Source organism: Reyranella sp. (assembly GCF_965279465.1).
GTDB lineage: Bacteria > Pseudomonadota > Alphaproteobacteria > Reyranellales > Reyranellaceae > Reyranella.
Map to the genome: position 1 here is coordinate 5,265,593 of NZ_OZ257242.1, position 22,957 is coordinate 5,288,549.

A 22,957-nucleotide genomic window follows, 5' to 3' on the forward strand; every position below is an offset into this window, starting at 1 on the left:
CTGGGTGGTAAAATCTAGTGACGGGATCTATGGCTTCCGCTTCTTTTCGGAGGGGTTGGAGGCACGTTAAACTTGAGAGTTTGATCCTGGCTCAGAACGAACGCTGGCGGCAGGCTTAACACATGCAAGTCGAACGAACGTAGCAATACGTTAGTGGCGCACGGGTGAGTAACGCGTGGATATCTGCCTTTTGGTTCGGGATAACCTTGGGAAACTAGGGCTAATACCGAATGGTTCCTACGGGATAAAGATTTATCGCCAAAAGATGAGTCCGCGTCCGATTAGCTAGTTGGTGTGGTAACGGCGCACCAAGGCGACGATCGGTAGCTGGTCTGAGAGGACGATCAGCCACACTGGGACTGAGACACGGCCCAGACTCCTACGGGAGGCAGCAGTGGGGAATATTGGACAATGGGGGCAACCCTGATCCAGCCATGCCGCGTGAGTGATGAAGGCCTTCGGGTTGTAAAGCTCTTTTGGCGGGGACGATGATGACGGTACCCGCAGAATAAGCCCCGGCTAACTTCGTGCCAGCAGCCGCGGTAAGACGAAGGGGGCTAGCGTTGTTCGGAATTACTGGGCGTAAAGCGAGTGTAGGTGGTTGTCATAGTCAGGCGTGAAAGCCTTGAGCTCAACTCAAGAAATGCGCTTGATACTGGGCAGCTAGAGGACCGGAGAGGATAGTGGAATTCCCAGTGTAGTGGTGAAATACGTAGAGATTGGGAAGAACACCAGTGGCGAAGGCGGCTATCTGGACGGTTTCTGACACTAAGACTCGAAAGCGTGGGGAGCAAACAGGATTAGATACCCTGGTAGTCCACGCCGTAAACGATGGGTGCTAGACGTTGGCGGGCTTGCCCGTCAGTGTCGCAGCTAACGCGTTAAGCACCCCGCCTGGGGAGTACGGCCGCAAGGTTGAAACTCAAAGGAATTGACGGGGGCCCGCACAAGCGGTGGAGCATGTGGTTCAATTCGACGCAACGCGAAGAACCTTACCAGCCCTTGACTTGTGGCTCGCCGGCTCCAGAGACGGAGCCTTCGGTTCGGCCGGAGCCAACACAGGTGCTGCATGGCTGTCGTCAGCTCGTGTCGTGAGATGTTGGGTTAAGTCCCGCAACGAGCGCAACCCTCGTCTCCAGTTGCCATCAGGTTAAGCTGGGCACTTTGGAGAAACTGCCGGTGACAAGCCGGAGGAAGGTGGGGATGACGTCAAGTCCTCATGGCCCTTACGGGCTGGGCTACACACGTGCTACAATGGCGGTGACAGTGGGATGCGAAGGGGCGACCCGGAGCCGATCCTGAAAAGCCGTCTCAGTTCGGATTGCACTCTGCAACTCGAGTGCATGAAGGTGGAATCGCTAGTAATCGAGGATCAGCATGCCTCGGTGAATACGTTCCCGGGCCTTGTACACACCGCCCGTCACGCCATGGGAGTTGGTTCTACCCGAAGATGGTGCGCTAACCGCAAGGGGGCAGCCAGCCACGGTAGGATCAATGACTGGGGCGAAGTCGTAACAAGGTAGCCGTAGGGGAACCTGCGGCTGGATCACCTCCTTTCTAAGGAAGGTCTTGAGCAATCTTGACCTTACTTTGACACTAAATCGAAGCCTGGTATCTCAAGCCGGGCCGCCGCCGTCGACGCATCCCTTTCCTGTGATGGTAATTGGCGCGACAGATCCGTGTTGGGTTTGTCGCTTCGTCACCGAACCGGGCTAGTAGCTCAGCTGGTTAGAGCGCGCGCTTGATAAGCGTGAGGTCGGAGGTTCAAATCCTCCCTGGCCCACCAAGTTGCGCGGTCGGCCGTCCTTAGGGACAGGCCGCGATTGGACCGGGTCGGACGAAGCGAGATCGCGATCGAGACCTGAGTTCTCAAACGGGGGCATAGCTCAGTTGGGAGAGCGCCTGCTTTGCAAGCAGGAGGTCGTCGGTTCGATCCCGTCTGCCTCCACCATCACCTGCGTGCGAGAGCGCGCGGCATAGAACACGGCACCGTGCGAGCGGTGCGGTATGGTTCTTTGACATCGTTTATCGGAAGTATGAGGTCTTAGAAGTCTAGATTATTCCGGGCTCCACTGCCTAGGTGGGGTCGCAGGAATGGGTAAGAGGCCGTTGTCGTGGTGGGGGTCGTCCCCTGCACGGAACGAGCCGAGGCGGCGATGAGAATCGCCGCTTCGCTGACAAAGAGAGATCAAGCACAATAAGGGCGTTTGGCGGATGCCTTGGCACTGAGAGGCGATGAAGGACGTGATAGGCTGCGATAAGCTTCGGGGAGTTGCCAATACACTTTGATCCGAAGATTTCCGAATGGGGAAACCCCATCCATCAGGATGATCGCCGACTGAATTCATAGGTCGGCGAGGCGAACCCAGGGAACTGAAACATCTCAGTACCTGGAGGAAAGGACATCAACAGAGACTCCGCTAGTAGTGGCGAGCGAACGCGGACCAGGCCAGTGATGCGATTGTAAGAACCGGAACACTCTGGAAAGGGTGGCCATAGCGGGTGATAGCCCCGTACGGGTAGAAAGCAGTTGCATCCTCGAGTAGGGCGGGACACGTGCAATCCTGTCTGAACACGGGGGGATCACCCTCCAAGCCTAAGTACTCCTCAGTGACCGATAGTGAACAAGTACCGTGAGGGAAAGGTGAAAAGCACCCCGACAAGGGGAGTGAAACAGACCTGAAACCGAACGCCTACAAACAGTCGGAGGCCGCAAGGCTAACGGCGTACCTTTTGTATAATGGGTCAGCGACTTACTCTGTGCAGCAAGCTTAAGCCGATAGGCGTAGGCGTAGCGAAAGCGAGTCTGAATAGGGCGCTTAGTTGCACGGAGTAGACCCGAAACCGGGTGATCTAGTCATGGGCAGGTTGAAGGCGCGGTAACGCGCGCTGGAGGACCGAACCGGTTACCGTTGCAAAGGTATCGGATGACCTGTGATTAGGGGTGAAAGGCCAACCAAACTCGGAAATAGCTGGTTCTCCGCGAAAACTATTTAGGTAGTGCGTCGTGTGATTGCCATCGGGGGTAGAGCACTGGATGGGCTAGGGGGATCCAAAGTCTTACCAAACCTAACCAAACTCCGAATACCGATGAGTACAGCACGGCAGACAGACGGCGGGTGCTAAGGTCCGTCGTCGAGAGGGAAACAGCCCAGACCGCCAGCTAAGGTCCCCAAGTCATGGCTAAGTGGAAAAGGATGTGGGAAGGCCATAACAACCAGGAGGTTGGCTTAGAAGCAGCCATCCTTTAAAGAAAGCGTAATAGCTCACTGGTCTAAACAAGCAATCCTGCGCCGAAGATGTACCGGGGCTAAAGCCATGCACCGAAGCTGCGGACTCGAAAGAGTGGTAGCGGAGCGTTCCGTAAGCCTGTGAAGGGAGACCCGTGAGGGCTCCTGGAGGTATCGGAAGTGAGAATGCTGACATGAGTAGCGACAAGAAGCGTGAGAGACGCTTCCGCCGTAAGTCCAAGGGTTCCTGCGCAAGGTCAATCCGCGCAGGGTTAGCCGGCCCCTAAGGTGAGGGCGACAGCCGTAGCCGATGGGAACCACGTCAATATTCGTGGGCCTGCTGGAAGTGACGGATCCGAAAGGTGGCCCGAGCTCGTTGGCGAATGCTCGGGCGGCTCCAGGGTTCCAGGAAATAACTCCAGCGTATAGACCGTACCCTAAACCGACACAGGTGGACTGGTAGAGTATACCAAGGCGCTTGAGGGAACCATGTTGAAGGAACTAGGCAATTTACCCCCGTAACTTCGGGATAAGGGGGCCTCTGGCGGTCTCGCCAGAGGGGCACAGACCAGGGGGTGGCGACTGTTTAACAAAAACACAGGGCTCTGCTAAGCCGTGAGGCGAAGTATAGGGTCTGACGCCTGCCCGGTGCCGGAAGGTTAAGAGGAGAGGTTCACGCCTTGAATTGAAGCCCCGGTAAACGGCGGCCGTAACTATAACGGTCCTAAGGTAGCGAAATTCCTTGTCGGGTAAGTTCCGACCTGCACGAATGGCGTAACGACTTCCCCGCTGTCTCCAACATGGGCTCGGCGAAATTGAATTCCCCGTGAAGATGCGGGGTACCCGCAGTTAGACGGAAAGACCCCGTGCACCTTTACTACAACTTTGCAGTGGCATTAGAGATTGGATGTGTAGGATAGGCGGGAGCCTTTGAAGCCCGGGCGCTAGCTCGGGTGGAGGCACCCTTGAAATACCGCCCTTTTGATCTTTGATGTCTAACCGCGGTCCGTTATCCGGATCCGGGACCCTGCATGGTGGGTAGTTTGACTGGGGCGGTCGCCTCCCAAAGAGTAACGGAGGCGCGCGATGGTGGGCTCAGGCTGGTCGGAAATCAGCCGCTGAGTGCAATGGCACAAGCCCGCCTGACTGCGAGACTGACAAGTCGAGCAGGGACGAAAGTCGGCCATAGTGATCCGGTGGTTCCGCGTGAGTGGGCCATCGCTCAACGGATAAAAGGTACGCCGGGGATAACAGGCTGATACCACCCAAGCGTCCACAGCGACGGTGGTGTTTGGCACCTCGATGTCGACTCATCACATCCTGGGGCTGGAGCAGGTCCCAAGGGTTCGGCTGTTCGCCGATTAAAGTGGTACGTGAGTTGGGTTCAAAACGTCGTGAGACAGTTTGGTCCCTATCTGCTGTGGGTGTTCGAGACTTGAGAGGAGCCGTCCTTAGTACGAGAGGACCGGGATGGACTTACCTCTGGTGTACCGGTTATGGCGCCAGCCGTAGCGCCGGGTAGCTATGTAGTGAAGGGATAAACGCTGAAAGCATCTAAGCGTGAAACCCGCCTCAAAACCAGGTCTCGCTGAGAGTCGTGGTAGACCACCACGTTGATAGGCCGCATGTGCAAGTGCAGCGATGCATTCAGCTTAGCGGTACTAATAGCTCGATCGGCTTGATCTCAATCGTTCCGTGCAGCGGTCGACATCCGCTGCCGGCTTCTTGCTCTGGACTGCACGAGACCTCATGCTTGCGCTTCGACGACCTGGTGGCACTAGCGAGGGGTGAACACCCGATCCCATTCCGAACTCGGCCGTGAAAACCCTCAGCGCCGATGGTACTGTGTCTCAAGGCACGGGAGAGTAGGTCGCTGCCAGGTCTTCCAAGCGCACGCCCTTCCGATAAACGACAACGCGCACCCAGGACCCAACGCGGGGTGGAGCAGCCCGGTAGCTCGTCAGGCTCATAACCTGAAGGTCGTAGGTTCAAATCCTGCCCCCGCAACCAACTAATAAGCCGCCCCCGCAAAGGGCGGCTTTCCTGCGTTCCGCTCAACACCACAATCCCGTCAGGCATCTCCACAGAAACTTAAGCGGTGTTCCGACGCCTTCTTCCGGGGACGCTGCGATCCGAGGTTCGCGGAACCCAGCTTCCTCTGCGGCCAGCACTGGTGGATCCGGGTCGAGGAGATCGTCGATCCGCGCGACACGCCGCGGCTGCTCCGCGATTCTGCCAACATGAGGGCGCTGCTGCGGAGTCCGGGCCGGTCGGCTTCGGGCTGCGCGCCCCGCACGAATGACGATCGGGAGGAGACGATGGCGCGGATCTACGAAGGCTTGAAGGTGCTCGATCTCAGCCGTGTGCTGGCAGGGCCATTCTGTGCGCAACTGTTGGCCGACATGGGCGCCGACGTCATCAAGGTCGAAGCGCCCGAGGGCGACGAGAACCGTCGATGGCCGCCGCTCATGCCGAACGGCCTCAGCAGCAACTACGCCAGCGTCAACCGCGGCAAGCGGGCACTGACCCTCAACATGAAGGCACCGCGCGCGGCGGAGGTGCTGGAACGGCTGGTACGCCGGGCCGACGTCGTGCTGCACAGCTTCCTGCCGGCGACGGCAGACCGCCTCGGCATCTCCTACGAGCGCTTCCACGTCCTCAATCCGCGCCTGGTCTTCTGCTCCATCACCGGCTACGGCGAGCGCGGCGACCTTGCGAACAAGCCCGGCTACGATCTCATGGTGCAGGCGTTCGCCGGCCCGATGTCGGTGACCGGTTACGAGGAAGGACCGCCGGTGCGAACCGGCGTGTCGTTCGTCGACATGGCCACCGGCATGAGCGCCTACGGCGCCATCGCCACCGCCCTCTACGCCCGCGAGCGCACGGGACGCGGCAACTGGGTGCGGGCGTCGCTCCTCGAGACCGCCGTCTCCATCCTGGGTTACCATGGCGTCGCCTGGCTGCAGGCCGGCATCCAACCGCGCAAGCAGGGCTCGGGCGGTGCCAACCAGGCACCCTACCAGGCTTTTCACTGCGCCGGCGGCTTCGTGCTGGTGGGCGCGCCCAACAACGCGGCGTGGCAGCGCCTCTGCACGGCGCTCGAGGATGAGGGCCTGAAGGCCGACCCACGCTTTGCCAGCAACGAAAGCCGCCTGCGTCATCGCGACGAGCTCGTGCCCCTGCTCGAGACGCATCTGAAGCGGCACGATGCGGCGCACTGGGTGGTCCTGCTGGAAAAGCACGGCGTCGCGGTCGCCCCCATCCAGACGCTCGACCAGGTCATGGCGCACCCGCAGGTGCTGGCCAATGCCATGGTGGTCGCCGCACATGACGCCAGTGGCGAGGCGTGGAAGGGACTCGGCACGCCTTTCAAGGTCGAGGACGGCGGCGGTATCGCCACATCCGCCCCTCCGTCGCTCGGCGAGCACAGCGATCAAATTCTGCACGACGACCTCGGCTTCTCTGCCGAGGATATCGCTGCGCTCAGGCAAGGAGGTACGATCTAAGTCAATCGCGCCGCTGCGCTCTTGGAGGTAATGAGCCATGGAAATTTCCGGCAAGACAGCCATCGTCACCGGCGCCGCTTCCGGCATCGGCCTGGGCATCGCCACTGCGCTTGCCGAAGCCGGCGCCAACGTGGTGATGGCCGACATCCAGAAGGACGCGGTGGAGCAAGCGGCGCACGGGCTGTCCGGCACCAACAAGCAGGTGCTGCCGGTCAGGATCGACGTCACCCAGGAGCAGTCGGTGATCGACGCGCTGGCTGAGGCGGAGCGCCGCTTCGGCAAGCTCCACATCGCCTGCAACAATGCCGGCGTGCCGATGCATGGCACGCCGCTGGTGGACGTGTCGGTGGCCGACTGGGCGTTTGTCATCGGCGTCAATGTGTGGGGCGTCATCCACGGCATCCGCCACTTCGTCCCGGCGATCCTGAAGCACGGCGAGGCCGGGCACGTCGTCAACACTGCCTCGGTCGCAGCCACGCAGAATCGTCGCGGCACGAACCAGGGGCCGTATTCGATGAGCAAGTACGCCGTGCTGTCGCTGTCGGAGGCGCTTGAGCTCGAGCTCGAAGGCACCAATGTCGGCGTGACCGCGCTGTGCCCCGGTCCGATCGCCACCAACATCGCGCACGGCGCGCGCAACCGTCCCGATCATCTCGGCGGTCCGCAGCAGCGTCCGACAGACGAGGCGGTCCTGGCGGAACGCCTGGCGCGGACCGGCATCGACCCAAAGCTGGTCGGCGAGCGGGTGATCGATGCGATCCGGAACAAGACCTTCTACGCCTTCGTCAGCGCCGTGCCGGCCGACGTGATCAAGGCACGCCACCGCCGCATCGAGGCAGCGCTCGAGACGCGCTGGACGACGCAGTACTAAGGTCAAAGCCCATAAAGTCTGCCCTCGTGTCTGCTTCCGGCTGATTTCCGCACATCGGCAGACGTCAATCGGTTCGTCAGAGAAATTGCTATCAAGGGGGTGATCGCCAGCAGTCACCCGACTAGCATGAGCGACTCGGGGAGAGGGAGCGCGACCATGAATCAAGCCTTGTCTGGCGTCCGTATCATCGACATGACGCACAACCAGGCGGGCCCCGCCTGCACGCAAATTCTTGGCTTCCTCGGGGCCGACGTGATCAAGCTCGAGGAACCCAAGGGTGGTGACATCGCTCGGGTGAACATGCGCGACCACAAAAACAGCGACAGCCTGTTCTTCCTGATATTGAACGCCAATAAGCGCAGCCTGACGCTCAATCTCAAGACAGACGAAGGCAAGGATCTGTTCCGGAAGGTGATCGCCCAATCGGACGTGCTGGTGGAGAATTTCGGACCGGGCGCGCTCGATCGCCTGGGGTTCGGCTACGAAGCCTTGGCCAAGATCAACCCACGACTGATCTACGCCACCATCAAGGGATTCGGCACCTACGGGCCTTACAGCGGATTCAAGAGCTTCGAGCCGGTCGCTCAGGCCATGGGCGGGGCGATGAGCGTTACCGGCTTCCCCGAAAATCCGCCGACCTACGTCTATCCGGCGATCGGGGATTCCGGCACCGGCATGCACATGGCGATCGGGATACTGGCAGCGCTGCAGCAGCGCCACGCGACCGGCCGCGGCCAACATGTCGAGGTCTCGATGCAGGACGCGGTCGTCAACCTGGTGCGGGTGAGCCTGCGCGACCATCAGCGCTTCGGCCGCCCGAGCCCGCGCAGCGGCAATCAGCTCGGGACCAACGTGCCCGGCACGACCTACGCCTGCGCGCCGGGCGGCCCGAATGACTACGTCTTCCTTTACGCACAGCCGCAGATGTGGCCGGCGGTGGCGAAAGTGCTGGGGCAGCCAGAGTTGACGGAGGACGCGCGCTTCAAGACCGCGGAAGCGCGCTGGAACAATCGGACAGAGCTCAACGCGATCATCGAGGCGTGGACGCGCCAGCGCAGCAAGCACGACGTCATGCGCCTGATGGGGGATGCCGGTGTTCCCTGCGGCGCCTGCCAGGACACCGGCGAGGTGCTGGCAGATCCGCATCTCAAGGCGCGCGAGATGATCGTCGACGTGGATTACCCGACGCGCGGTACCTATCAGACGGTGGGCTGCCCGATCAAATTATCTGACTCACCTGTCGCGGTGGTCCGTCCGCCCCTGCTGGGCGAGCACACGGACGCATTGCTCGAGGCCCTGTGCGGGGTCGAGCCGGATGAGGCGAAGCGTTTGCATCGGGAGGGGGTCGTCTGAGCGGGCAGAGCGGGAGACGCGTCATGCCGGCCATCCACCCGCAGGTCCAGAAGGCGCGCGACCTCATGCCCCTCGTCGCTGCTGCCTCCGAGGAGAACGACCAGATCCGGGAACTCACCAAGCCCGTCGTCAAGGCCCTGGTCGACGGCGGGTTCTTCACCATGCTGAAGACGAAATCCACCGGCGGGATGGAGCTGAAACCCTCGATCTTCGCCCAGGTGACCGAGGCGCTTGCCGCCGCGGATGGATCCACCGGCTGGGTAGTGTGCCAGAGCAACGGCTGCTCGACCACGAGCGCCTATCTCCAGCCGCATATTGCCCAGGAGATTTTCGGCAAGCCGGATGGCATCGTCGCCTGGGGGCCTCCGGGGTCGCCGTACGAGGCCACGCCCGTGGATGGCGGCTACCGCATCACCGGAAAATGGCGCTTCATGAGCGGCAGCCAGAATGCCACCTGGCTTGGTGCGCATCTGCGGGTGGCGGGCACCAAGGAAATGAAGACCTTCCTGTACCCAAAATCGAGCGCCACGTTCCACGATATCTGGCACACGCTGGGGCTGCGCGGCACGGCCAGCAACGAGTACTCCGTCGACGATCTGTTCATTCCGCACGAGCGCGCTATCTATCGCGACGGTCCGCGCGATCGCCGGACCGACAGCCCGCTTTACCGTTTCACCAGCACCCAGCTCTACTCGATCGGGTTCGGGGGAGTAGCCCTTGGTATTGCCCGTGGAACGATGGACGCGTTCCTGGCGCTGCCGCGGGAGAAGACGCGCCTCGGCGCGGGCAAACCGATGGTGGAGAACAACGTGATCCAGTCGCACGTGGCGCAGTCGGAGGCGAAGTGGCGGTCCGCGCGCTATTTCCTTCACGCTGCGGCGGACGAAGCATTCGAGACGATCGAGGAGGGTGGCGAGATGGACTTGGATCAACGGACCCGCCTGCGCCTCGCCTCCACCTGGGCCATTCAGTCGTCACGGGAGATCGTCAATACGCTGTTTCACGATTGCGGCGCGATGGCGGTGTTCGAGGAAAATCCGTTCGAACGCCGCCTGCGCGACATCGACACGGTCGCGCAACAGGGCCAGGGGCGCATACTGCACTACGAGACGGTCGGCCAGGTCATGCTTGGCGTGTCGCCGGAGAATATTTTCTAGGTTGGACGGACGAGGCGGGAACTAGCCGATCTTTGGGAGATGGAGCAGCATTGCTCCTGGCGACCTAACGGGCCTGACAGACAAGGGAGGACAGCATGGATACAGTGACAGCGCTCCGGCATGAGGCACGAACGGAAACCAGCCCGGACTTCGACGCGATCGTTATCGGAGCTGGAGTCGCCGGTCTGTATCAACTTTACAGGCTGCGCGAGCTCGGCTTGCGGGTCCGGACCTTCGAGGCGGGCAGCGCGGTCGGCGGCACCTGGTACTGGAACCGCTATCCGGGCGCGCGCTTCGACTCGGAAAGCTGGACGTACGGCTACTCGTTCTCGAAGGAGCTTCTCGAAGAATGGGAGTGGGAAGAGCACTTTTCGGCCCAACCCCACACCGAGCGATATCTCAACTACGTCGCCGACAAGTTCGACCTGCGGCGCGACATCCAGTTCAACAGCCGCGTCGTCGCCGCGCACTGGCGCGAGGAGACGCGCAGCTGGGAACTCGTGCTGGAGAGCGGCGCGCGCCATTCGACGCGCTTTCTCGTCACCGCGATTGGCGTTCTCTCAGCGGCCGTGATGCCGACCATCCCCGGCATCGAGAGCTTCGCGGGCCAGTCGTGCCACACCCAGCGCTGGCCGAAGGAGGGCATCGAGTTCGCCGGCAAGCGCGTCGGCATCGTCGGCACCGGTGCGACCGCGGTGCAGACGATCCAGACGATTGCCAAGACGGTCGGTCACCTGACCGTGTTCCAGCGTACCCCGAACTGGTGCTTCCCGCTGAACAACAGCAGGATCACCCCGGAGGAGATGAGCAACATCCGCGCCCGCTATCCCGAGATCCTGGCGCGCTGCCGCGAGACGCCGAGTTGCTACGTCCACGCCCCGGACCCGCGCAAGACGCTCGAGGTGACACCCGAGGACCGAGAAGCCTTCTGGGAAAAGCTGTACCGCACGCCGGGTTTCGGCCAATGGCAGGGCAACTTCAGCGATATGTTGACCGACCGCGAGGCCAATGCGCTCGCCTCCGAGTTTGCCGCACGCAAGATCCGCGAACGGGTCAACGATCCCGTCGTCGCCGAGAAGCTGATCCCCAAGAACCACGGCTTCGGCACGCGTCGGATCCCGCTCGAAAGCGGCTACTACGAGGTCTACAACCAGCCGAACGTCGAGCTGGTCGACGTCAACGAGACGCCGATCGAGCGCATCACCCCGCGCGGCATCCGGACGTCGGACCGCGAGCGCGAATTCGACATCATCATCTACGCGACCGGCTTCGATGCCATTACCGGCGCCTTCGACCGGATCGATATCAGCGGCGTCGGCGGCGTGCGGCTCAAAGAGGTGTGGAAGGACGGCCCGCAAACCTACCTCGGCGTCTTCGTGACAGGGTTCCCGAATCTTCTGATGGCGATGGGTCCGCACGCCGGGCTCAGCAATTACACGCGCACCGCGGAATATAGCGTCGAATGGGTCACCGACGTGATCCGGTTTGCGACCGAGCGAGGGCTGAAGCGCATCGAGGCCACGCCGTCGGCCGTCGACGAATGGACCAATCACGTCCTGGCCCTCGGCCAGGGCCAGCTGATGAATGAAGTCGGCTCCTGGATGACGGGCGTCAACCGCAACGTTGAAGGCAAGCAGAAGCCTCGGATCATGCGCTACAGCGGCGGACACCCGGCTTATCGTCAGTACTGCGACGCCGTCGCCGCGGAGGGCTACCGGAAGCTTGCCTACTAAGAATGATGGGCGAGAAGACGCTCATCGATACGCTGGTTGTGGGCGCTGGCCAGGCCGGCATCGCGATGAGCGAGCATCTGAGCCGAAATGCCGTGCCGCACCTCGTCCTGGAACGCGACCGCATTGCCGAATGCTGGCGGTCAGGGCGGTGGGATTCGCTCATGGCCAACGGCCCTGCCTGGCACGACCGCTTCCCCGATCTCGAGTTCCAGGATTTCGATCCCGATGGTTTTCCGGGCAAGGATCGCGTCGTTGCATATCTTGAGGCGTATGCCCGGAAATGCGCGGCGCCCGTGCGAACCGGCGTGGAAGTTCGCGCGCTTCGCCGCAATGAGGGCCGGCCAGGATTCGCCATTGTAACGACGGACGGTCTCTGCGAGGCGAACAATGTGGTGGTGGCGACAGGGGCTTTCCAGCGTCCGAAGATTCCGCCGATCGCGCCCAAGGGCGGAGCACTGACTCAGATCCATTCGGTCGACTACCGCAATCCCTCGAAGCTGCCGGAGGGCGCCGTACTGGTTGTGGGCTCAGGCTCGTCGGGCGTTCAGATCGCCGAAGAGCTGAACGAGTCCGGCCGAAAAGTGTACCTGTCGGTCGGGCCGCATGACAGGCCGCCGCGTGGCTATCGAAACCGCGATTATTGCTGGTGGTTGGGCGTGTTCGGGGAATGGGATGCGTCTACCCCCGCGCCCGGCCGGGAGCATGTGACGATCGCGGTGAGCGGGACTCGTGGCGGACACACCATCGACTTCCGCAGGCTCGCACTCGAAGGCGTCACGTTGGTCGGCCGCACCGAATCCTTCCGCGCTGGGCGAGCGACGTTCCGTCCGGATCTGGCCGAGAACATCGCACGAGGCGACAGGCACTATCTCGCGGTGCTCGATCGGGCAGATGCCTATGTCGAACGCAACGGCCTCGACCTTCCGCCCGAACCGGAAGCGCGCCGGATTTACCCTGAACCTGAATGTGTCACCCATCCCATCCTGGAGCTCGACCTCGCCAGGGCGGGGATCTCATCCATCATCTGGGCAACCGGATACGTATCCGACTACAGTTGGGTGCAGGTCGACACCTTCGACGCGAATGGAAGGCCACGGCATCAGCGCGGCGTTGCGAGTGAGCCCGGTCTCTACTTCCTTGGGTTGCCGTACCAGTCGCGCAGAGGGTCGAGCTTCATCTGGGGCGTTTGGCACGACGCAAAATACGTGGCCGATCAAATCGTCATTCGGCGGCAATATCTGGCTTATCGTGATGCGTCGCAGCGAAAGGCACTCTAGCGTGCCTTCCGGAACGCCTGCCGAGCCCAGGCGCAGGTTTCGGCCATCGCGGCGTCGGCACCGGCAACAAGGCCCACCCAGAACAGAAAGCCGTGGTTCATGCCCGGCCGTCGGATGATCTCGGTTGGCACGCCGGCTGCCCGCAACCTCATTCCATAGAGTTCGGCCTCGTCGCGCAAAGGGTCGAACTCCGCGCTGAGCACGTAGGCCGGCGGCAAGCCCGTGAGGTCACGTGCGCGCAAAGGCGAAGCATGCGGATTCTCCGCCTCCACGGGATCGGTGAGGTAATGCTCCCAGAACCATTCCATGGTGTCGCGGGTCAGGCCGAAGCCGTCGGCGTTCTCGGTGTAGGAGGGCGTCCCCGGGGTGTGATAGTCGGTCACCGGATAGAGCAGCACCTGTCCGCACAGCGCCGGCCCGCCTTCATCGCGAATGCGTAGCGCGGTAACCGCCGCCATGTTGCCGCCGGCGCTATCTCCGGCCACCATTATGAGTGACGGATCGGCGCCGAGTTCGACCGCATTTGCCGCCGCCCAGCGCGTCGCTGCCAGGCAGTCATTCAGTCCGTTGGGGAATTTGTGCTCGGGCGCAAGCCGATAGTCGACGGACACCACCACGCACCCGACTCCCGTCGCCAGGTTACAGCACATGCCGTCATGCGTATCGAGGCTGCACAGCACGAAGCCACTGCCGTGAAAGAAAATCATCAGCGGGAAGGGCCCGCTGCCATCGGGCGTGTAGATGCGAAGCTTGAGCGGCCCGCCCGGCCCGTCGATGGAGCGCTCGACGACTTTTGCCATTTGGGGCGGCGGTGCCATGAGGGCAATGCGCGCCTCGTACTGCCGCCGCGCCTCGGCCACCGGTAGCGTATGGGTTGCCGGGACACCGGTTCCCCGGTCCAACAGGGCTCGGATCTGGGGGTCAACGGGCATTGCGTTCGTCTCCCATGGCCTACGTCTTAGTGGCGCCAGTCACGCGGGTCGAAGCCCGCTGGCGCGAACTGTATCGGAAGCCGAGTCTCGTTCAAACGCGCCCTTCGTCAACGGTTGCTGCCTGGGCTAGGATGACACCGCAAGCCAGCCAACGAGTGAGGAGACGCCAGCAATGCGCACGAGCTTTTCCGTCAATGACATGACCATCCACAGGATCGTCGAGCAGGAGGCGGGCTTCACTCCGATGCTCGACTTCCTGCCGACCTTGTCCAAGGAAACCCTCGACGAGAACCTGTCGTGGCTGGCGCCCGGCGGCTACGACAGTGCGACCGGAAACGTCGTGCTGTGCTTCCAGTCATACGTCGTCAAGACGCCGCATCACAACATCCTGGTCGACAGCTGTATCGGCAACGACAAGAACTTCCCCAACCGGCCGACCTGGAACAAGAAGAACGACAGCAACTGGATGAATGCATTGAAGGCCGCCGGCCTCGGGGTCGAGGACATCGATTTCGTGATGTGCAGCCATCTGCACGGCGATCACGTCGGCTGGAACACCAGGCTGGAAAACGGCCGCTGGGTTCCGACCTTTCCCAAGGCGCGCTACCTGTTCTCGAAGAAGGAATACACTTACTGGAGCGAGATTCATCAGAAGACGCCGCTCGACCAGATCACCGACAGCGTGCTGCCGATCATCGAGGCCAACCGGGCCGACCTGGTTACTAGCGACCATGCGCTCAACGACCATATCCGCCTGAGCCCGACGCCGGGCCACACGCCCGACCATTTCGCGGTCTGCGCCGGCAAGGGCCGCGACGCCGCGGTGTTCACCGGCGATCTGATCCATTCGCCGATCCAGGCCCGCTATCCCGACCTTGTCATGAGAGTCGACACCGACCGCGACCAGGGTGTCCGGACGCGCCGGAGCTTCTTCGAGCGCTATTGCGACACTGACACGTTGTGCTGCACGATGCACTTCCCGTCGCCTTCGGTCGGCCTCATCAAGCGCTGGGATGACGGCTTTCGCCTGGAGTATGCGAGCTTCTGAAGGCACGGAACTGCCGGCGGGCAACGGGAGAGGCCGATGCTGACCGTCGTCGAGGACCGCCGCCTGCCGACAGATATCGATGCCCAGCCTGTGGTGCAGGCGGCCGCCGCGCTCAGGCCCACCCTGCGGCACTATCAGGACGAGATCGAGCGCGAGCAGCGGCTGCCGCCCGAACTCGTCGAGCAGATGCACGCAGCGGGCTTCTACCGCCTCCTGCTGCCGCGGTCGCTCGATGGCCTGCAAGCTGATCCGCTGACCTACATCCGCGTCATCGAGCTTTTGGCCGAAGGCGTGGGCTCGGTCGGCTGGAACGTCGCCAACAACGGCGTCGGCTCGCTGGTCACGCTCGGCCTTCCGGAAGATGGCGTGCAGGAGATCTTTCCAAAGGGGCATCGCACCGTGATTGCCGGCACCGCGGTGCAGGGCGGCGGCCAGGCGGTGTCGGTCCCGGGCGGCTATCGCGTCAGCGGACGCTGGACCTTCGGCAGCGGCTGCCATGAAGCCGCCTGGATGCTCGGCAGCTTCCAAATTCTCGACGACGGCCAGCCGCGGCGCCGCGACGACGGCGGCATGTTCTGGCGCGGCCTGTTCCCGCGCGCCGAGGTCGAGGTCATTCCGGGCAGTTGGGAGGTAAGCGGGCTGCGCGGCACCGGGAGCTTCGACTGGACGGTGACGGACTTCTTCCTGCCGGAGCGGCGCACGACGGTCCATGCCGGCGCACCGCTCGACAATCAGTGGGCGCATTGGCCTGGCATCAGTTATGCCCTGCCAGCACAGGCGTGGGTCGGGCCGCACCAATGCGCGGTGATCACCGGGCTGGCGCGCGCCGGCATCAACGCGCTCGTCGAGCTTGCCGGCGAGAAGACACCGCGCGGCCGCACGGGCAGGCTGTGCGACAATCCGCAGGTGCAGGATGCGGTGGGGCGCGCCGATGCGATCCTCAATTCCGGACGCCTCTATCGCAACGCGATGATCGCCGAGCTGTGGAATGCGCTCGCCGACGGCCGCGAGACCACGCTCGAGCAGCGCGCCCGTTGCCGGCTCGCCGCGGTGCATGCGGGCGACTGCGCCCGCCAGGCGATGGACCTGATGTATCGGCATGGCGGCAGCACCTCGTTCAAGACCGAGAGTCGCCTGGCCGAGGTGTGGCGCGACCTGCAGGTGGTCGGCCAGGCGGCGACGCTCGCTCCTGAGTGGTATCCGATCGGCGGTCGCGCCTTCCTCGGGCTCGACCCTGGCCCTCGGCTGCGCTAGCTGGCCGCAAGCAAGAGTGGCGTCGAAGTCCAGGCTTCATGATGGATACAGGTGCCCCGCTACGGGGCGATATCGGCTGAAAGGTCGTAAGATGTCGTGCAGGTAGGCGACTATGGATATACGAAAAGCTGGATTGACCTTGGCAGCCGATACGGACGCTTGAATGACCAACCCGAAACCATTCGACCTTTGCGGAAAGACAGCCCTGATCACCGGCGCCTCGTCGGGACTGGGCACGCATTTCGCCCGATGCCTCGGGGAGGCTGGTGCTTCCGTCGTGCTGGCGGCGCGGCGCACGGATCGCCTCAAATCCCTGCAAGCGGAACTCGAAGGAAGGAACATCACCGCGAAGTCGATCGAGCTCGATGTGCAGTCGGCCGAATCGGTCGGGAAGGCGCTCGACGCCGCCGGCCCTCTCGACATCGTCGTGAACAACGCAGGCATCTCGATCGTCAAGCCCGCACTCGAGATGCCCGAGAAGGATTGGGATGCGGTCGTCGACACCAACCTGCGCGGCGCCTGGCTGGTGGCGCAGGGCGCGGCGAAGGGCTGGGCGGCCGACAGGCGGCCGGGCAGCATCGTCAACATCGCCTCGATCCTCGGCCTGCGCACGATCGGGCAGGTGGCGCCCTACAATGCCTCGAAGGCGGGCCTCATCCATCTCACGCGAGCGCTAGCCATGGAATGGGCGCGCTACCGGATCCGGGTCAACGCGATCTGCCCCGGTTATATCGAGACGGAAATGAACAGCGATTTCTGGAAGACTCCCGGCGGCCAGAAGCTGATCGACCGCATCCCGCAGCGCCGCATCGGCAAGCCCGAGGAGCTCGACGGCGCCCTGCTGCTGCTTGCGTCAGAAGCAGGTTCGTTCATGACCGGCAGCGTGATCACCGTCGACGGCGGCCACACGGTCAGCTCGTTGTAGGCTCACCAGCCGTTGATGCGATCGTAGACGTCGACGACCGACTTGCCGCCGTCGAGCTCGCTGTCGACCACGTAGTAGCGGTCGTACGCCGCCGCCGTGATGCAGGCGTGGTTGGGCAGCACGCGCACGCGGCTGCCGACCGGAAGGTTGCCGTAGGGGATCGGGTCGTCCGAGCTGACGAAGCCATGTTCCTGCGAGCAGGCGATCACAGCCATGTCCCTGGCCGGCGCGTTCGCGATGGTGCCGAAACCGACCTTGGGCTGGAACTCCTGCGCGCTGATGTCCTTGGACAATGCCAGCGCACCCGCATCGATCAGCACCTGGTTGCGATGCGGGTAGTGGCCGATCACGGAGGCCAGAACCGACAGGGCAAGATCGCCCGCGCCGCACGAGCCGATGAACTCCTGGTCGAGATCGTTGAAGCAGTAGACGCCCGGCCGCATCTCGGTGATGCCGGTGAAGTCGCGCGAATGCATCGCCGTCGGCGTCGAGCCACCCGACACGATGGGGCAGGGGATGCCGGCGGCGCGGATCGCCTCGGCCGCCGTGACGATCGCCAGCCGCTCCTGTTCGGCGACGGCGGCGATCCCGTCGACGCTGTTCTCGTGATAGGAATGGCCGGCATGGGTCATCACGCCCGCCAGCTCGACGCCGGGTGCAGCGTGCAGGACACGCGCGATGTCGAGCAGGCCGGGCAGTTCCGGATAGGGCAGGCCGGCGCGTCCGCCGCCGCTGTCGATCTCGATGAAGACAGAAAAGCTGTCGCCGTTCGTCGCGGCTTCGGCAATCGCTCTCGCCACGAAAATATTATCAGTGACGATGCGCAGATTGATTCCCTGCCGTCGCAGCTCGGCGACGGCCGGCAGCTTAGCCGGCACGATGCCGACAGCATAGAAGATGTCCGTGAAGCCGCCTTTGGCGAAATAACGAGCCTCCGCAAGCGTTGAAACAGTGATTCGCCCGTCATGGCCCTCGACGGCCATGCGGCCGACCTGAACGGATTTAGCCGTCTTGAGATGCGGCCTGAGAACCACGCCAGCCTCGCGCAGCCGGTCGCTCATGCGCTTGAGGTTGCGGCGCAGGATGGCACGGTCGAGAATGAGCGCGGGTGTGGGAAGGTCGTTGAGCGTCTGATTTGCCATCGAGGATTATTAGCGCATGCCGATTGAAAACGAACGCAAGTTTGTCCTCGAGGACGACGACGGCGGGCTGGAGCGCATCCTGGCGGAAACGCCCGGGGTGACGCGCAGCTACCTGCGGCAGGCCTATCTCGATTCGTCGGGCCTGCGCATCCGCTCGATCGACTCGGGCGGCACGACGCGCCACATCTTCGGCTACAAGCGGTCGGTCGACGACCAGATGGTCGAGATCGAGACCGAGATCTCGCCGATCGACTTCGAGCGGCTGTGGAAGATCCGCCAGGAGAACCTGCAGAAGGCGCGCTACTCGTGGCAGGACGGGCGGTTCCACTGGGATGTCGATTTCTTCCGGGCCGATGACGGCAACACTTACTTCGTACTGGCCGAGGTCGAAATGCCGGAGACCGACACTATGCCGCCTCCGCCGCCGGCCATCCTCGCGCCACACGTCTTGCTGCTGGCGCCGCGCAACGATCCGCGCTTCAGCTCCAAGCGGCTGTCGGATCGCGTCCATGCGGAACGGCTGCTGGCCGATGTCCGGACGAAAGGAGAGGCGGCATGAAGATCGCGAAGGTCGACAGCATCTCGGTCAAGGTCCCGTTCACCTTCGGCGGCGCGCCGACCGGCTACGGCGGGCGCAACTGGACGACCAACAATATCCTGCTGGTCAAGGTCGAGACCGACTCCGGCATCACCGGCTGGGGCGAGGCCTTCTGCTACGGCTGCACGGACGCCGTGCGGGCGGCACTTCATTCGATGATCGCGCCGATCGTGGTCGGCCGCGACGCGCGCGACATCGCGAAGCTGTCGCGCGATCTGCAGCAGGCACTCCACCTGTTCGGCCGCTACGGCATCACGCTGTTCGCGCTATCGGGCCTCGACATCGCGCTCTGGGACATCGCGGGCAAGGCGGCGGGCTTGCCGCTGCACCGGCTGCTCGGCGGTGCCGGCCAGACGTCGTTGCCGGCCTATGCCAGCCTGCTCAAGTATCGTGATCCCGAACGCGTTGCCGAGCGGACCAGGCAGGCGATCGCGGAGGGTTACCAATACATCAAGCTGCACGAGACCGAGGAAGCCGAGGTCCGCGCCGCGCGCGAGGCTGCCGGTCACGGCGTGCCGATCATGGTCGACACCAACTGCCCGTGGACGCCGGAAGAGGCGCGCCACATGACCCTAAAGCTCCGGCAATACGATCTGCACTGGCTCGAGGAGCCGATCTTCCCGCCGGAAGACTTCCAGGCGATCGCGAAGCTGCGCACCGAGACCGGCGTCGCGATGGCCGCCGGCGAGAACAACTGCACGTCCTTCCAATTCCGCGACATGCTGGCCGCCAAGGCGGTCGACTACGCGCAGCCCAGCGTCACCAAGGTCGGCGGGGTCACCGAATTCCTGAAAGTGGCGACACTGGCCGATGCCGCCGGCGTGACGCTGATGCCGCACTCACCGTATTTCGGACCGGGCTTCCTCGCCACGCTGCATCTCACCGCCGCGCGCGGCCAGCCGGGGGCCCTGGTCGAGCGCTATCACATGGACCTCGAGGCGAGCCTATACGGTGAGATGATCGACCCGGCGAACGGCGCCTTCGCCGTGCCCGACGGCCCCGGCCTCGGCCGCGATCCTGACCCCGAGGTGATCAGGACCTACGGTTCATAGCTGGGAGCGCGGCTCTCCCGAGCCGCTCATGGGATGTCCGAGCATAAAGGAAAGAGCGGCTCTGGAGAGCCGCGCTCCCAGCGCAGACTATTTGCGCGGCCGCGCTCTCGGTAGGGCGACAAGCGACCACGGGTCGGGCAAGGCGCCGACCGGGCAGTCGATCAGCATCGGTCCGCCGCGGGCTAGGCCGCGCGAGATCGCGGCGCCGAGCTCGGCCGGTGACTTCGCGCGTTCCGAGGCGATGCCGAAGCTCTCGGCCAGCCTGACGAAGTCCGGATTGTGCAGGTCCGAGGCGATGGTGCGGTTGCTGAAGGCCTGCTGCTGGATCCGCTTCACGTTGCCGTAGGCCCCGTCGCTGAACACCACGGCCACGACGCCGATGCCGTTCTGCGCCGCCGTCGACATCTCCATCGCCGTGAACAGGAAGCCGCCATCGCCGCTGATCGACACGACCGGCGTGTCGGGTCTCGCGACCTTCGCGCCGAGCGAGGTCGCGTAGCCCCAGCCCAGGGTGCCCTGGTAACCCGGCGACAGGAAGGTGCGCGACTTGTAGGTCGGATAGGCGAGGCGGGCGGCATAGCCCATCTGCGTCAGCTCATCGACCAGGATACCGTCGTCGGGCAGCGCCGCGCGGATCGCCTCGAGATAGGCGATCTGCGGGGCAAGCGTGTCGCGGATCTTTTTGTTTGCGGCTGCCTTGGTCTCGGCCACCGCCTCGGCGCGGCCATTGCGTTTGGCATTGTGTGCGCCGAGATTGTCGGCAAGTGCCTTCAAGGTCGCAGTAGCGTCGCCAATGATGCCGATCTCGGGCTTCTTCTGGCGGTCGAGCTCTTCACTGTCGATATCGATGCGGATGATCTTGAGCTCGTCGTCCATGCCCCAGCTCATCTGCTGCGGCTGCAGGCGCGTACCGACTGCCAGCACCACGTCGGCCTCGCTCCAGAAGCGATAGCCGGCCAGCGAGGTGACGGAGAGGCGATGGCGGCCGTCGATCACGCCCTGGCCCATGCGGCCGGTCATGACCGGCGCGTCGAGCATCTCGGCAATCCGGGCGACGTATTCGCCCGCGCCCTGGGCGCCGCCGCCGACCACGATCAGCGGCCGTTGCGCGGCGCCCAGCAATTTGGCCGCACGCTCGACGCCGTCCTCGTCGACCGGGCAGGGATCGGCCTGCGCTGCCGCTGCCGGCAGCACGACAGGCGCCTTGCGGCCCCAGGTATCCATCGCGCATTCGAGCGCGACCGGCCGGCGCCGGCCGGACAGAAGGCGACGGAAAGCCTCGTTCATCAGCCCCGGCGCTGCGGGCGGCGTGGTGATACGGTCGGCCCATTTGGTCAGGCCGCGCATGATGGCGAGCTGGTCCGGCAGCTCGTGCAGCAGCCCGACATTGCGGCCGATCATCGATTGCTGGATCTGGCCGGTAAGGGCGAGCACCGGCGCGTTCACCGCATAGGCGGTCGACAGCGCCGCCGTCGTATTCAGGAAGCCGGGCCCGGGCACAACCACGTAGGCCGACGGCATGCCGCTCGCCATCGCATAGCCGAGCGCCATGTAGGCGCAGGCCTGCTCATGGCGGGCGTGGATCGGCCGGACCGCATTGGTCCGGTCGTACAGCGCGTCGAAGAACGAATCGTTCTGGACGCCGGGCAGGCAGAACAGCGTGTCGATGCCGTTGAGTTCCAGCATCGACACCACCGCTTGAGCGGTAGTGAGGGTCTGTTGCATGCCTCTAGTCTACACGTGCGCCCGATGCCTTGATAATCGTCGCGAGCCGAGCTTCTTCCGAGGCGCGGTAAGCCAAGGTCGCTTCCGGCGAGCGCCAGACCGCGGTCGCCGAGAGGTCGAAAAACTTCGCCTTGAGGTCCTCGCTCTCGAGGGCCTTCTTGGCCAGTTCCGACAGCCTCGCGACGATGTCGGGCGGAAGCTTCGCCGGGCCTGTCAGCGTCGTCCAGGAGTTGATGTCGAAGCCGGGCAGCGTCTCGGCGATCGCCGGCACATCGGGCACGACGGGCGTGCGCTCCTTGGACGTGACTCCGAGGGCGCGCACCTTGCCGGGCCGCGAGACCGCCAGCGCACCGGGAATATTGTCGAAGATCATGTGCACCTGACCTGCCAGCAGGTCCTGCATCGCGGGTGCGGCGCCTCGGTAAGGCACATGCAGGATGTCGACCTTGGCCATCACCTTGAACAGCTCGCCCGAGAGGTGGAGCGTCGTGCCGTTGCCGGCCGAGGCATAGGAGTACTTGCCCGGGTTCTTCTGCAGGAAGGAGATCAGCTCCGGGACGGTCTTGACCGGCATGTCGAGGTTGACCACCAGCATGTTGGGCAGCGACCAGATGGTCGAGATGAAGGTGAAGTCGTCCGGCACCTTGAACGGCAGCTTGGCGTAGAGGGTGGGAGCGATCGCGTGGCTCGCGATGCCGCCTAGGCCCAGCGTGTAGCCGTCGGGCGCGGACTGGGCGAGGAGATCCATCCCCACATTGCCGCCCGACCCGCCGCGATTTTCCACGACCCATTGCTGCCCGCTGAGTTCCGTCAGCTTGGCGCAGAACAGGCGCGAAAGCGTGTCTGTGGCGCCACCCGCCGGGAACGGATTGATGTACCGCACCGTCTTGTTCGGATAGGTGCCTTGCGCCCGCACAATCGCGGGAGCAGCGAGCGCTCCCAGCATTCCGCCCACGAAGGCGCGCCGCGGCAGCGCGGCACGTACGCTTGTCATTTTTTTTCTTCCTCCCATTACTCCGGCGCAAGCGTGCCAAAGCAACAGCATCCGGTCGAGGGGGAGTTTCTATAAATATAGTCAACACGACGGCCGCAAGATTGTCGCATTGCCGATGGAATTATTTATTGGCTTGCGCGTTATATGCTACGAGTTGCAG

15 protein-coding genes, 3 tRNA genes and 3 rRNA genes are annotated in these 22,957 nt (G+C 63.5%); 17 read left to right on the forward strand and 4 right to left on the reverse strand.

Features of this window, described 5'->3' with window-relative positions:
* Positions 1-68: 68 nt before the first annotated feature.
* The 12 genes from ACQY8M_RS25715 (at position 69) to ACQY8M_RS25770 (ending at position 13,127) form a co-directional block, all read left to right on the forward strand.
* Positions 69-1,557 (forward strand): 16S ribosomal RNA (locus ACQY8M_RS25715).
* Positions 1,558-1,709: 152 nt separating this feature from the next.
* Positions 1,710-1,786: transfer RNA gene (locus ACQY8M_RS25720), tRNA-Ile, on the forward strand.
* A gap of 89 nt (positions 1,787-1,875) precedes the next feature.
* Positions 1,876-1,951 (forward strand) — tRNA-Ala (locus ACQY8M_RS25725).
* A 235-nt stretch (positions 1,952-2,186) separates the two neighbouring features.
* Positions 2,187-4,916, forward strand: a 23S ribosomal RNA gene (locus tag ACQY8M_RS25730).
* An 81-nt stretch (positions 4,917-4,997) separates the two neighbouring features.
* A 5S ribosomal RNA gene (rrf, locus tag ACQY8M_RS25735) occupies positions 4,998-5,112 on the forward strand.
* The 16S, 23S and 5S rRNA genes sit together here with 3 tRNA genes alongside, the layout of an rRNA operon.
* Before the next feature lie 51 nt (positions 5,113-5,163).
* Positions 5,164-5,240: transfer RNA gene (locus tag ACQY8M_RS25740), tRNA-Met, on the forward strand.
* A 308-nt stretch (positions 5,241-5,548) separates the two neighbouring features.
* Complete coding sequence (locus tag ACQY8M_RS25745; RefSeq protein ID WP_428661586.1) at positions 5,549-6,736, forward strand: CaiB/BaiF CoA transferase family protein; 1,188 nt, start codon at positions 5,549-5,551, stop codon at positions 6,734-6,736.
* 37 nt (positions 6,737-6,773) lie between these two features.
* Positions 6,774-7,607 (forward strand): SDR family NAD(P)-dependent oxidoreductase, encoded by an 834-nt coding sequence (locus ACQY8M_RS25750; RefSeq protein WP_428661589.1) that lies wholly within the window; start codon positions 6,774-6,776, stop codon positions 7,605-7,607.
* A 192-nt stretch (positions 7,608-7,799) separates the two neighbouring features.
* Entirely contained in the window at positions 7,800-8,960 is a 1,161-nt protein-coding gene (locus ACQY8M_RS25755) for a formyl-CoA transferase (protein WP_428661592.1), read from the forward strand.
* 23 nt (positions 8,961-8,983) lie between these two features.
* Complete coding sequence (locus ACQY8M_RS25760) at positions 8,984-10,117, forward strand: acyl-CoA dehydrogenase family protein (protein WP_428661595.1); 1,134 nt, start codon at positions 8,984-8,986, stop codon at positions 10,115-10,117.
* A 95-nt stretch (positions 10,118-10,212) separates the two neighbouring features.
* A complete protein-coding gene (locus tag ACQY8M_RS25765; protein WP_428661598.1) occupies positions 10,213-11,850 on the forward strand; it encodes a flavin-containing monooxygenase in 1,638 nt (545 codons plus the stop codon).
* 2 nt (positions 11,851-11,852) lie between these two features.
* A complete protein-coding gene (locus ACQY8M_RS25770; protein WP_428661601.1) occupies positions 11,853-13,127 on the forward strand; it encodes a flavin-containing monooxygenase in 1,275 nt (424 codons plus the stop codon).
* On the opposite strand, the gene ACQY8M_RS25775 is transcribed toward ACQY8M_RS25770, so the two are convergent.
* Positions 13,124-14,059 carry an alpha/beta hydrolase gene (locus tag ACQY8M_RS25775; RefSeq protein ID WP_428661604.1) on the reverse strand — a complete coding sequence of 312 codons (936 nt, stop codon included), beginning with the start codon at positions 14,057-14,059 and terminating at the stop codon, positions 13,124-13,126. The genes ACQY8M_RS25770 and ACQY8M_RS25775 overlap by 4 nt on opposite strands.
* A gap of 172 nt (positions 14,060-14,231) precedes the next feature.
* Here ACQY8M_RS25775 and ACQY8M_RS25780 point away from each other — a divergent pair, with 172 nt between their 5' ends.
* The 3 genes from ACQY8M_RS25780 to ACQY8M_RS25790 all read left to right on the forward strand — a co-directional run bounded on the left by ACQY8M_RS25780 (position 14,232) and on the right by ACQY8M_RS25790 (position 17,286).
* On the forward strand, positions 14,232-15,107 hold the full coding sequence (locus ACQY8M_RS25780) for an MBL fold metallo-hydrolase (RefSeq protein ID WP_428661607.1): 876 nt from the start codon (positions 14,232-14,234) through the stop codon (positions 15,105-15,107).
* 36 nt (positions 15,108-15,143) lie between these two features.
* Positions 15,144-16,361 (forward strand): acyl-CoA dehydrogenase family protein, encoded by a 1,218-nt coding sequence (locus tag ACQY8M_RS25785; RefSeq protein WP_428661609.1) that lies wholly within the window; start codon positions 15,144-15,146, stop codon positions 16,359-16,361.
* Positions 16,362-16,524: 163 nt separating this feature from the next.
* On the forward strand, positions 16,525-17,286 hold the full coding sequence (locus tag ACQY8M_RS25790) for a glucose 1-dehydrogenase (protein ID WP_428661612.1): 762 nt from the start codon (positions 16,525-16,527) through the stop codon (positions 17,284-17,286).
* A gap of 2 nt (positions 17,287-17,288) precedes the next feature.
* On the opposite strand, the gene ACQY8M_RS25795 is transcribed toward ACQY8M_RS25790, so the two are convergent.
* Positions 17,289-18,428 carry an alanine racemase gene (locus ACQY8M_RS25795; RefSeq protein WP_428661615.1) on the reverse strand — a complete coding sequence of 380 codons (1,140 nt, stop codon included), beginning with the start codon at positions 18,426-18,428 and terminating at the stop codon, positions 17,289-17,291.
* Positions 18,429-18,444: 16 nt separating this feature from the next.
* Here ACQY8M_RS25795 and ACQY8M_RS25800 point away from each other — a divergent pair, with 16 nt between their 5' ends.
* A complete protein-coding gene (locus tag ACQY8M_RS25800; protein ID WP_428661618.1) occupies positions 18,445-18,987 on the forward strand; it encodes a hypothetical protein in 543 nt (180 codons plus the stop codon).
* Positions 18,984-20,078: a mandelate racemase/muconate lactonizing enzyme family protein gene (locus tag ACQY8M_RS25805; protein ID WP_428661620.1), complete on the forward strand. Its 1,095-nt coding sequence runs from the start codon at positions 18,984-18,986 to the stop codon at positions 20,076-20,078. The genes ACQY8M_RS25800 and ACQY8M_RS25805 overlap by 4 nt, the downstream gene beginning before the upstream one ends.
* 87 nt (positions 20,079-20,165) lie before the next feature.
* Here the strand turns inward: ACQY8M_RS25805 and ACQY8M_RS25810 are convergent, their stop codons facing one another.
* Positions 20,166-21,803 carry a thiamine pyrophosphate-dependent enzyme gene (locus tag ACQY8M_RS25810; RefSeq protein ID WP_428661622.1) on the reverse strand — a complete coding sequence of 546 codons (1,638 nt, stop codon included), beginning with the start codon at positions 21,801-21,803 and terminating at the stop codon, positions 20,166-20,168.
* A 4-nt stretch (positions 21,804-21,807) separates the two neighbouring features.
* Positions 21,808-22,797 (reverse strand): Bug family tripartite tricarboxylate transporter substrate binding protein, encoded by a 990-nt coding sequence (locus tag ACQY8M_RS25815; RefSeq protein ID WP_428661625.1) that lies wholly within the window; start codon positions 22,795-22,797, stop codon positions 21,808-21,810.
* Positions 22,798-22,957: the final 160 nt, after the last annotated feature.

Coding starts and splice junctions, on each gene's coding strand:
- ACQY8M_RS25805 (WP_428661620.1), top strand. CDS start 18,984: ATGAAGATCGCGAAGGTCGACAGCATCTCGGTCAAGGTCCCGTTCACC.
- ACQY8M_RS25750 (WP_428661589.1), top strand. CDS start 6,774: ATGGAAATTTCCGGCAAGACAGCCATCGTCACCGGCGCCGCTTCCGGC.
- ACQY8M_RS25790 (WP_428661612.1), top strand. CDS start 16,525: ATGACCAACCCGAAACCATTCGACCTTTGCGGAAAGACAGCCCTGATC.
- ACQY8M_RS25780 (WP_428661607.1), top strand. CDS start 14,232: ATGCGCACGAGCTTTTCCGTCAATGACATGACCATCCACAGGATCGTC.
- ACQY8M_RS25755 (WP_428661592.1), top strand. CDS start 7,800: ATGACGCACAACCAGGCGGGCCCCGCCTGCACGCAAATTCTTGGCTTC.
- ACQY8M_RS25770 (WP_428661601.1), top strand. CDS start 11,853: ATGATGGGCGAGAAGACGCTCATCGATACGCTGGTTGTGGGCGCTGGC.
- ACQY8M_RS25760 (WP_428661595.1), top strand. CDS start 8,984: ATGCCGGCCATCCACCCGCAGGTCCAGAAGGCGCGCGACCTCATGCCC.
- ACQY8M_RS25815 (WP_428661625.1), bottom strand. CDS start 22,797: ATGACAAGCGTACGTGCCGCGCTGCCGCGGCGCGCCTTCGTGGGCGGA.
- ACQY8M_RS25795 (WP_428661615.1), bottom strand. CDS start 18,428: ATGGCAAATCAGACGCTCAACGACCTTCCCACACCCGCGCTCATTCTC.
- ACQY8M_RS25775 (WP_428661604.1), bottom strand. CDS start 14,059: ATGCCCGTTGACCCCCAGATCCGAGCCCTGTTGGACCGGGGAACCGGT.
- ACQY8M_RS25745 (WP_428661586.1), top strand. CDS start 5,549: ATGGCGCGGATCTACGAAGGCTTGAAGGTGCTCGATCTCAGCCGTGTG.
- ACQY8M_RS25765 (WP_428661598.1), top strand. CDS start 10,213: ATGGATACAGTGACAGCGCTCCGGCATGAGGCACGAACGGAAACCAGC.
- ACQY8M_RS25785 (WP_428661609.1), top strand. CDS start 15,144: ATGCTGACCGTCGTCGAGGACCGCCGCCTGCCGACAGATATCGATGCC.
- ACQY8M_RS25800 (WP_428661618.1), top strand. CDS start 18,445: ATGCCGATTGAAAACGAACGCAAGTTTGTCCTCGAGGACGACGACGGC.
- ACQY8M_RS25810 (WP_428661622.1), bottom strand. CDS start 21,803: ATGCAACAGACCCTCACTACCGCTCAAGCGGTGGTGTCGATGCTGGAA.